General features: G+C 58.3%; 11 protein-coding genes and 1 pseudogene. 9 read left to right on the top strand and 3 right to left on the bottom strand.

The genetic code is table 11. The annotated features are described in order from the left end of the window. A pseudogene (locus BM413_RS31965) lies at window positions 1–110 on the bottom strand (transposase); the annotation flags it as partial. Between BM413_RS31965 and BM413_RS31970 the strand changes: the two are divergent. The 6 genes from BM413_RS31970 (at window position 61) to BM413_RS32000 (ending at window position 5,254) form a co-directional block, all read left to right on the top strand. Next, window positions 61–471 (top strand): RNA-dependent RNA polymerase family protein, encoded by a 411-nt coding sequence (locus BM413_RS31970; protein WP_244538149.1) that lies wholly within the window; start codon window positions 61–63, stop codon window positions 469–471. The pseudogene BM413_RS31965 and the gene BM413_RS31970 sit on opposite strands and share 50 nt — an antisense overlap. A 503-nt stretch (window positions 472–974) precedes the next feature. After that, complete coding sequence (locus BM413_RS31975) at window positions 975–1,778, top strand: class I SAM-dependent methyltransferase (RefSeq protein WP_091918866.1); 804 nt, start codon at window positions 975–977, stop codon at window positions 1,776–1,778. Between the two features lie 192 nt (window positions 1,779–1,970). Next, window positions 1,971–2,264 (top strand): hypothetical protein, encoded by a 294-nt coding sequence (locus tag BM413_RS31980; protein WP_244538147.1) that lies wholly within the window; start codon window positions 1,971–1,973, stop codon window positions 2,262–2,264. A 145-nt stretch (window positions 2,265–2,409) separates the two neighbouring features. Next, window positions 2,410–3,873 carry a multicopper oxidase family protein gene (locus BM413_RS31985; protein WP_139238715.1) on the top strand — a complete coding sequence of 488 codons (1,464 nt, stop codon included), beginning with the start codon at window positions 2,410–2,412 and terminating at the stop codon, window positions 3,871–3,873. 56 nt (window positions 3,874–3,929) lie between these two features. Then, window positions 3,930–4,367 (top strand): DUF411 domain-containing protein, encoded by a 438-nt coding sequence (locus BM413_RS31990; RefSeq protein ID WP_091918875.1) that lies wholly within the window; start codon window positions 3,930–3,932, stop codon window positions 4,365–4,367. A gap of 401 nt (window positions 4,368–4,768) precedes the next feature. Continuing rightward, window positions 4,769–5,254 carry a c-type cytochrome gene (locus BM413_RS32000; protein ID WP_091918869.1) on the top strand — a complete coding sequence of 162 codons (486 nt, stop codon included), beginning with the start codon at window positions 4,769–4,771 and terminating at the stop codon, window positions 5,252–5,254. Window positions 5,255–5,623: 369 nt separating this feature from the next. Here BM413_RS32000 and BM413_RS32010 read toward each other — a convergent pair whose 3' ends face one another. Beyond that, complete coding sequence (locus tag BM413_RS32010) at window positions 5,624–5,839, bottom strand: DUF1127 domain-containing protein (protein WP_091918871.1); 216 nt, start codon at window positions 5,837–5,839, stop codon at window positions 5,624–5,626. Then, entirely contained in the window at window positions 5,839–6,861 is a 1,023-nt protein-coding gene (locus BM413_RS32015; RefSeq protein WP_091918872.1) for a permease, read from the bottom strand. The genes BM413_RS32010 and BM413_RS32015 overlap by 1 nt, the downstream gene beginning before the upstream one ends. A gap of 72 nt (window positions 6,862–6,933) precedes the next feature. Between BM413_RS32015 and BM413_RS32020 the strand changes: the two genes are divergently transcribed. The 3 genes from BM413_RS32020 to BM413_RS32030 all read left to right on the top strand — a co-directional run bounded on the left by BM413_RS32020 (window position 6,934) and on the right by BM413_RS32030 (window position 8,987). Next, a complete protein-coding gene (locus tag BM413_RS32020; RefSeq protein ID WP_091918873.1) occupies window positions 6,934–7,827 on the top strand; it encodes a LysR substrate-binding domain-containing protein in 894 nt (297 codons plus the stop codon). Window positions 7,828–8,006: 179 nt separating this feature from the next. Next, window positions 8,007–8,207: a hypothetical protein gene (locus BM413_RS32025; protein WP_175544531.1), complete on the top strand. Its 201-nt coding sequence runs from the start codon at window positions 8,007–8,009 to the stop codon at window positions 8,205–8,207. A 540-nt stretch (window positions 8,208–8,747) separates the two neighbouring features. Continuing rightward, window positions 8,748–8,987 (top strand): helix-turn-helix domain-containing protein, encoded by a 240-nt coding sequence (locus BM413_RS32030; protein ID WP_091918874.1) that lies wholly within the window; start codon window positions 8,748–8,750, stop codon window positions 8,985–8,987. The last annotated feature ends 817 nt before the right edge of the window (window positions 8,988–9,804 follow it).

The raw sequence follows: 9,804 nt of genomic DNA on the forward strand, positions 1-9,804 counted from the left end.
AAGCCTGACTGGCGCACGCGTGGATTAAGGCCGAAATAGCTGACCAGCTTCTGAGGGCTCTTGAAGCGGGCGATATCGCCGATCGCCGCCATCAGGGCGCGGCTGGCCAGCTTTGGCCTGACGCTCCATGAGGACAAGACGCGGCTGATCGAGTTTGGGCGGTTCGCGGCTATCTCACGACAGCGGCGTGGCGAACGGCGGCCAGAGACCTTCGCCTTCCTGGGCTTCACCCACTACTGCGGGCGGACCCGGGATGGCCGGTTCATCGTGAAGCACAAGACGGAAGGGGAACGCCTGACGCGCAAGCTGACGGCGCTGCGCCAGGATGCCTGGCGGCTCATGCACGCGCCACTGGCTGCGCAGCACAGGTGGTTCGCCGCCGTTCTGCGTGGACACTACGGCTACTACGGCAGGCCGCACAACTACCCAGCGCTCAACGGCAAATGCGCCGGATATGGCTACGGTGTCTGAGACGGCGCAGCCAGAAAAGCCGGCGCATGGGCTGGTCGGAGTTCGAGACCCTGACGGCGCGCTTCCCTCTGCCAACTCCGCGCATTACTCGAACTTGGGCGCAAGCACGGATATGACGCGGGTTACCCTCGGGAAGAGCCGGGTGCGGGAAATCCGCCCGCCCGGATCTGTGAGGGCGAAAGCCGAATGGCTGAGCTACTCGACCACCATCCAGGTTCTGTGTCTGGCGGAGAGGAGACAGGAATGTTTGCGCAGCCGATCGACTATTTCTTGGCGTCGTAGTTTGTCCTTGCAGCACTTAGCACGAACGCAAGCGCTGCCCTCTGATCGCAGCGCTCGGCTTTCGTCTGGCTCCGCCAAGTGCGGGGCCAGACGAATTTGGCAATTCAGAGTGAAGAAAACGGACAAAGGCGCCGCTGCCATCAAGCATTTTCAACATAGATTAGCGACAGGCAAAGGGCCTTTTCGTAAACAGGAGTGGGTGGGGGGTTCAGGGGGCAGTCATGTTCGAGACGCTGCGCTGGCGCAACAGCCGATTGAAAGCATTGTTCCGAAAAATAGCCCAGAGAGTCAGGCAACACGGTAGCCGCAACACGGCAGCATACGTCATACGGGAAACTTTCAGGCTAATTGACGTCCTTAGTGTTTTAAAGCTGAAAACCAGCGTTTTCGATCGCCAGAACGGCACCGACACAGATGGAATTGTACCGCTTTGGCGGCTTCGCATTGTCAGTCCGAACCGGGACGCGGGCGTTCGGTTTCAAAGTTGCGATCCCGAGACACTCAAAACGGCAATCGAAAGCTTGCCAATTGATCCTTCGGACTACGTGTTTGTCGACCTTGGCTCCGGAAAGGGGCGGGCCTTGCTGGTTGCCGGCGGCTATCCCTTTCGGCGGGTTGTTGGCGTGGAGTTTTCACCCGAGATGCACGCCATCGCCGCCGCAAACATCAGCAAATGCCGGGATCAATTCAGAGCGCGTGACGTCCAATCGCTTTACGCGGATGCTGCAACGTGGGAATTCCCGGCGGAAAACATGGTTGTATTCCTATATAATCCGTTCGGTGAGAGCGTTCTGCGCACAATCCTCGGGAATTTGAAAAGTTCTCTTGCACCCGGCTCCACGGTTTACATTCTGTATCTCCAGCCGGTTCTCTCGGAAATGCTCGAAAACTCGGGGTTCGTTGAAACTGTCTCTCGCTCGACGCGAGACGCAATTTACCGGATTTCTCCCAACAGATCTCCCGTGATGCTTGGGATCGTTAGCCTTCTGCTTGGAGGTCTTTCCCTGGAGTGTTGGTGCCATTAAGCGCGGATACGAGCGGTGAATCTCCTGCGGCTGCTTGATTGATGCGAGGGGCGGGTGGCCTTCGGGTCGCGGCGGCAGGCAAACACTTATGTTGAGAATACGCCGCTGCCGCTGTAGATTGTTCTTATGCGCTGGTCGGTCAGACGTCTCCTTGCCTTGCTGATCGCAGTCTCCGTGGCTGCGGGCTTGGGCTTGTCTCCTGTTCAAGCCAGCGACATGGCGGTCAAGATGGCGATGACCTCCGGCATGGCGATGCCGACTGATGGCGATTGCTCCGGTTGCCCGGATCAGGGCACCGACGGCGGCAAAATGACGGTCTGTCCCCAGGTCTGTGTCGCTCCGGTCCTGGCCCTGCTTCCGGAAAATCCGGCATTTGGCATCGCGCCTCCAGCACCTCGTTTGACGCCGTTGCGGTCTTCATTCCTGCACGGACGGGATGCCGTTCCGGACCCATATCCTCCAAAACCCTTCGGCTTCTTCATCTGACGCCACGAATCCGTCCCATGGGTTGATCCGGCGTCCGGGTGCACCTGCGCTGTCATTTTGGCAAGCAGGTGTGAATTGGCGATGGCCAGCGGGCGTTTGTGTCCGCGATTCCGGCCATCTGCGCTTGCCGTCGAAAGGTTTGGAAGTGACTGTCATTTCGAATTTTGCCCTGTCCCGCCGGGAGTTTCTCCGGGCAGGCGCAGGCCTCGTTGCCGCAACTGCAGTGCTGAAACCGCCGCCGGGGTTCGCGGCAGATGCCGTCGAGTACAAAATCACACCGGGTAGCGGCCAAGTCGCTCTTGGGGGAAAGAAGGGTCCGCTTACCGATGTCTGGGCCTATGACGGCCGCATTCCAGGACCCGAGATCCGGCTTCGCCAGGGGCGGTCGGCCCACATTGTCGTCGAAAACCGCCTTGAAGAGGATACGACCGTCCATTGGCACGGCATCCGGCTGCCGAACGCGATGGACGGCGTGCCCGGTTTGACGCAGCCGCCGATCAAGCCCGGCGAAAGCTTCGTCTACGAGTTCACGCCGCCGGACGCCGGCACCTTCTGGTATCACCCGCATGCCGACAGCCTGCAGCAATTGGGCCGGGGCCTCGCCGGCGCCCTGATTGTCGAGGAGGCGGAGCCCGTTCATGTCGACCGCGATCTGTTGTGGGTCCTTACCGACTGGCGCCTGAATTCCGAGGGGCAGATCGCCTCCGGATTCGGCAATCGCATGGAGGCGGCGATGTCGGGTCGCGTCGGCAACGTCGTCACCCTCAACGGCAAGGTTCCGGGAGACCAAAGCATGCGGGCAGGCGAGCGCGTTCGCCTGCGGTTGGTCAACACGTCGCTGGCCCGCATTATGGCGCTCAAGTTCGAGGGGCATAGCCCCTTCATCGTCGCCATCGACGGCCAGCCTTGCGACCCCCACGAACCGGATGGCGGCAGGCTGCTGCTTGGTCCCGCAATGCGCATCGATCTGATCATCGACATGCAGGGCGCGCCGGGTAGCCGCCATGTCGTTGTCGACGACTATTACGACGGTCTCTCCTACGAACTGACCGCTCTCGCATATACGACCCAAACGCCGCTGAGGAAGAGCCCTCTGGATGCTTCCTTGCGTCTGCCCGGAAATCCGCTTCCCGAACCGGATATTCGCAATGCTGAACGCCTCGAACTGGCCCTTCAGGGCGGCATGATGAGCCACACCGCAGCTGACGACATGAAGCCGGGTATGCAAGCCATGCCCGGCATGACGGCTGGCCGAGCCCTCTGGTCGATCAACGGCACCTCCATGACGGGTGACGGCCATGCGGGCATGCCGCCGCTCGTGACGCTGGCACAGGGCCGCAGCCATATCGTTTCGATGCGCAACGACACCGCATGGTGGCATCCGATGCATCTTCACGGTTTCAGCTTCCGGGTGCTGAAACGCAACGGTGTGGCTGTGCCCCACAACCAATGGGCCGATACCGTCCTTCTTGCCCCCAGGGACGTCGTCGAAGTTGCCTTCGTCGCCGACAATCCCGGCGACTGGATGCTGCATTGCCATGTCACCGACCATCAGATGGCCGGTTTGATGACCGTGCTCAGGGTGGGGAACGGGAGAAACAAGACATGATGACAGAGATGAACCGGACCGAAATGTCCAACAGCCACATCGAAAGGAAAACGCCAATGCTTCGCATTCTCGCTCTCACCACACTTCTCGCAACCGGCCTCACCGCTGTTCACGCCGACGAAGCGCGCAAGGCCCTGCTTTACAAGAACCCCCAATGCGGCTGCTGCGAAGGTTATGCCGAATACCTCCGCAAGAACGGCTTCGAGGTCGAGGTCAAGCCGACCAACGATCTCGCCGAAATCAGCCGGAAGGCCGGTGTGCCCGAGGACTTACAAGGCTGTCATACGACATTCATCGACGGCTACGTCATCGATGGCCACGTGCCGATAAAGTCCGTCGAAAAGCTTCTTACCGAGAGGCCGGATATCGCCGGGATTTCGCTGCCTGGCATGCCAATGGGATCACCGGGAATGGTGGGCGAAAAGACCGAAACCTTCACCATCTATGCCATCACCAAGGACGGCAAGAAACCAGCCGTCTACACGACCGAATGATGCGTGACCGATGCGGTGCAGGCCATCTGCTGTACCGCGGGCCGCTGTCCTTTTGGGAGGGCAGGAGGCCAAGGAGCCGCAGCGGTTTCGTTAGTAAAAATAGGAAAGGAACATCTATGATCTGCACCCACAGACACCCCAAGAAGAGTTGGCGGGATTTTTTCTGATCGAGGAGAAATGCCGGCTGCACGGCTGCAAATGCCAGGAAAGTTCCGGCGAAAACGGGAGCGAACGATGATGGATCAAATGATGTCAGGAGGGATGTGGGGAATGGGCCTCGTCGCGTCGGTTGTCCTTGTACTTGCAGTCCTGGGCATCGCCGCGTTGGTGAAATACCTGTTTTTTCGCTGACCGCGCCCAGTCAGCGGCAGGCGCTGCGGCGCGGCGACACAGGGGGATAGATGACAAGGATTATCGTTGCTGTGATTGTGGCGCTTGCGACGGCGGCAGGCGTTCTTGCAGGGTATATTTTTCTCTTCCGGAATTCTCCGGGACTTCTCGAACCGTATGACGCCCACATCATTGCCAGGGGCGAGGCCGTCTATGTCGAGCGCTGTGCAGCCTGTCATGGTCGTAACCTAGAAGGCCAGCCGGACTGGCAGACCCCGGACAAGGAAGGGCTCATGCCGGCGCCGCCGCATGACCGAAACGGACACACCTGGCACCATCCCGACAAGCTGCTGTTCAACATTACGAAATTGGGCGTGGCAAAGGCGGCCAACCTGAAGGACTACAAGACGAGGATGCCTGCTTTCGGCGAGGTGATGAGCGACGACGATATCGTAGCCGTTCTGTCCTACATCAAATCGCGCTGGCCTGAAGAACTCCGCAAGAGGCACGACGAACTGAATCGTGTCTACAAGAACAGGGAGAGGGCCGCTCAATGAAATCCTGATCGAATTCGCTTGACCTTCCAGTTGATGGAAGGTGCAGATTGCACAGTCGAGGAAGGTTGAGACAATGTCCCCGCGAAAGCCGCTCGACCGTGCGATCGTCGAAGCATTCAAAACCGCTACCAACGCCGACCGGCCGGACGTTGCGGAACACCTTCTGCGAGCCCTCGAATGCCTTTGCGGCGGTCCGGAAAGCGGCGGCGCGAACGAAGCTTACAAGATCATTTGCGATCAGGTGAATTGCGAATGCGAAAGCTTTAGCGTTCAAGGTTGTGGCAGCAGAACGAAGGCAATTCATTAGAAATCCGCAACAACTGGAACGGTTGCTGAAAGCTGTCTGTATGGGACATGGGACATGGGACATCAATCTTTGGTTTCAGGTGGTTGGTAGCAATCGGTTGCGGATTTATAAGGGATGTTAGTAGCTTGATCGATGTCTCGCGCCTGTTCGCGTGAAATCCCGATATCGTCCAGCAGCCGTTCGTCGAGATCGGACAGCCGTCTTGAGGTCTGCGAACGAAGCGTAGGATGCCGGACCCTTTTCACTGCCGCAATCAGAGATTGGACCAGCCGGAACATTAAATCAGGCTCCAGTACCAATCAAAACAATACCCGGCTGCGGCGGAACCAATGACGGCCACGGTGACAAAGAGGATCAGCGTGGATGTCCTCAAGATTGGAACCACAGCGAGAACGCCCCAGATGCTGACGGCGCCGCCGGATACCAGGAATGCAAGGGCTGCACCTGGAGACATGCCCAGGTCCAGCAGGGCGCGCACCATGGGAAGAGCCGCGTAGCCGTCTAGATACATTGGGGCGCCGACAGAGACGGCGAGGGGAATTGCAAAGGGCGAGTTCGCGCCGACATAGACGCCGAGCAGGTGGTCCGGGACTAAACCCCGCAATAGGTACTCAGCTGTGAAGGCCAAGGTGAGGCAAAGCGCCACGAGCTTGGTTGTCTTCAGGAGGTCGATCCAGAAGAGGCGGCTTCTTTCCCGATCACCCCATATCCAAGCTTTGAAATCACCACCAGCGAGGGAACCGCAGGTTTCGCCGACCACCAGATTCGACCGGCGGAGCGGGTTTCTCACCGCCGGTGTATTTCCTAAGGCTGCTGTTACACCCCCGGCAACGATGCCGAGTCCAAACGCGCTGAGTGTCTTTGCAACGGCAAACGAGAGACCGAGCGTCGCCCAGGTGGCTGCAAACATTGCTGGGTCGGTTACCGGGGATGACAGCCAGAAGGCCATCACCGGAGCAAGGGGAACGCCCGAGGCCAGTAGGCCCGTCATCAATGGAAGTACAGTCACTCCGCATACCGGTGTGATCGTCCCGGCAATAGAGGCGAGGATTATCGTGGCAAGCGGGCGGCCGCGGAAAATCTCCGCCGTGACGGTTCCTGCACCGCTGGCCGCAACCCAAGCGGACAAGACAAGACCAGCACCGATCAGCAGTGCAATGTCGAGGAAGCTCGCACCAACGAACCGCGCGAGGTCCACGGCACTTTCAGGCCAAAGGAGAGCGGCTGCAACGGCAAATCCGATACCCGCTATCCAGACCGGTCCGCTCCAGGACCGTGGAAGAGTTGGTGAAAGGGACATGGCGACCTCCTGGCTGATCTCAGCTTAAGTCGATCGCTTCCATGAGAAAAACGAATAGGGTATATATCAGCCATGAGTTCAAACGATGGCGCAAGGTCTTCGCTAGACAGCGATCTGCTGCGTACCTTCCTTGTTGTCGCTCAGGAAGGGAATGTCAGCCGGGCGTCTTCCCGTCTGCTGCGGACGCAATCCGCGATCAGCCTCCAGGTGCAAAGACTAGAAGAAACGGTCGGGCATCTACTGTTCCAGCGTCACGGACGCGGTGTGACTCTCACGCCAGCCGGGGAAAAATTGCTCGCTATCGCAAGGAGGGTGATTTCGACCTTGGATCAGGCCGTCGTTGAACTGCGGGGGCATCAACCAGGCGGAGAAATCCGGATCGGTATTCCCGACGAGTACGGCGAAAAGGTTCTCGCTTTGATTCTGGCGTCGTTCTCGGATGCACAACCGAACGCCCAGGTCGTCGTACGCTGCGGATTCAGCGCGGAATACCCGGAGATGATTTCACGAGGCCAACTCGATCTTGCCATTCACTCACCTGAGAGCGTGTTGCCAGGTGACGTCGTGATTCATCGGGAGCCGGCTGTATGGGCTGCTTCGGCATTCGCAGACGTTTCGTCCCGAACACCGCTCCCCATCGCGTTGTTCGACAAGGCCTGTTGGTGGCGAAGCCGCTGCCTTGAATTGCTGGAAACGTCGGGCGTCAATTATCTGGTGGTTTGCACTAGTGAGAGCCTTGCAGGTGTTCGGGCCGCTATAGCAGCTGGTACGGCCGTCGGGGTGCTTCCCCAGGTTTCAATGACTGCAGACCTGCGGGTCGAGGATGTCAGCACGTTGCTGCCGTCGATGGGGAGCTCCGAACTCGTGCTTTCTAAATGGAGCGGCGCACCCCGGGAACTCGTCAGTTCAATGGAGTTGGCTATTCGATCGGCATTTCAGAGATCAGATATTTCCCGTCGAGCATAGCCAGCCGATCATGTCCGGCACGTGCGTCGCATTCCCTATTGATCTGGGCTAAGATTGCCCATCAGGGTTGCCCCTGACGGGAGGAGAAATTGGGAGCGGCAGGTCGGAATCGAGTGCGTGGGAACCCGCACTTGAATAGGCGTTGGTTCGTGATAGCCGGGCTGGCAGGTGGTGCAAGCATGGCCCTGAGAAACATCGGCAACGCTGGTGAAGCGCCCTTCAAATTCGGCCTGACCCCGGTGTTCCTGTCGAACGATCTGGAACTCCTCAGTCACATGAGATCGTATCTAGCATCCAGATTGGCCGGCGCCGTCGAACTGGTATCCCGTCGCACCTATCACGGCACTACTGGTTTCGGGACAAATCCACGCGGCATTTAGTACCAGCGCCCTTAGTACCAGCGCCCTCGGACAAACCAGCCGCCGCCACCTAGAACAAGAACGATGAGAACAATTATGAGAAGCGTGGTGATATCCATCTGAGTTCTCCTATAAGTGCTCCAAGGCACCTCGCAACTCGTATTGCTGAAAAGGGGTTGCCGGGGCATTGCACTCTAATCAACCATAACGTTCCCCATGCGTTCTTTGTTCCACTGGAATGATCCGGCTGAGTATCGTGAAGATTTTCAGGTGCTGGTGGGTCATGACGGGTGGCCATTATCAGACGTCAAAACGAAACGAATCCTGAAGGGGCGCATTAGAGCTTGGAGTTTGACCACCCTCCACCACCGGGAGTCGAGAAGATGGCGACAAACCTTGATTATGGCATTAGGTTCGCTCGCGGGTCGGGAGGCAGACGCTATGACGCTGCCATGCCGTCAGGGCTCTGAGTGGTCAGGCGGCGGAGTGATCAATGGAAACAGAAGTGGCCGTCCAAAGTCTAAGCCTGCGTGACAGAATAGTTGTCGCGATAGGAATTCAATGACTGCCGACGATTTTAAAGAATGGCGCAGGGCCATGGGCTTTTCGCGTGAAGAAGCAGCCTATGCTCTCGGTTTGTCCAAACCGACCATCGAAAACTACGAAAGTGGACGCCGCCGAGGGAGCAACAGACCGGTTGTGATCCCTAAGCCGGTCGCGCTGGCGTGTGCCGCCATATACCATTGTGTAGAGCCTTGGCCCACGGAGTTAGACCCCAAAACGTCAGATGCTACATTTTGAGCCCGGCGCTCGTATCGCGAATAGCACGTCGCGAGACAACCGCGAGGCAGCAGGTTAGGAGGTCGGCAACGCACTATCAGGGATGTTCTCCCGATGGGCTTTGGATTGATGACCAACATTTGCTGCCCGCTAGGTCAAAGATCTATATCATACCCTCGTCGAGTAAACGGTGGGCACCTTCCGCACATAGTCCTGAACGCTCGCATCGTCATAAACGTCTTTCAGAACCCCGAAAGCTTCTTGAACCAGTATCTTACTCTCCTGCCACAATCTCGAACGATGATCCTCCCACGATAGGGATGAGAGGTGGTCAAGCGCGGCAAGGACGGCCTGAGCGGCGGAAATCTCTTCGTCCTGCCGCGAAGCCCGTATGGATATTTGCAGGCTAGCTGCCGCTATATCAGGATTGAAACTTTTGGCTTCATGATGCAGTCAGTGGTCAGTGGTCAGTGGTCAGTGGTCAGTCGAAAGGCGATCTTTAAGATCTCAGACTGTTTTGGCATCTCCCATCCCGTGTTCCTTTCCGACATAGTGCCGCAGAAAGAGAAAACTTGCAATTTGGTAGGACCAGATAGATACACAGCCACTCGCCCCACGGCCTCGTGTTGGCGGCCAGCGAACCCGGCGATCGAAATCGGAACATCGTCTGTATGCCGTATTCCGGCTAAACCGTGGGAGCGGGCGTTCTGATAAACGGTCGGTCTCGAATTGCAGCAAAAGTTGTCGGACGCCCAATTACTCCGATGAAAGGCCGGCGCAGTCGGGGAGGATGAGGGGTGGACCACGCCGGCCAATGGCGATCCTTTCAGGTCCGCCG

The sequence above is a fragment of the Mesorhizobium sp. YR577 genome (genome assembly GCF_900116595.1).
Classification (GTDB): domain Bacteria; phylum Pseudomonadota; class Alphaproteobacteria; order Rhizobiales; family Rhizobiaceae; genus Mesorhizobium_M.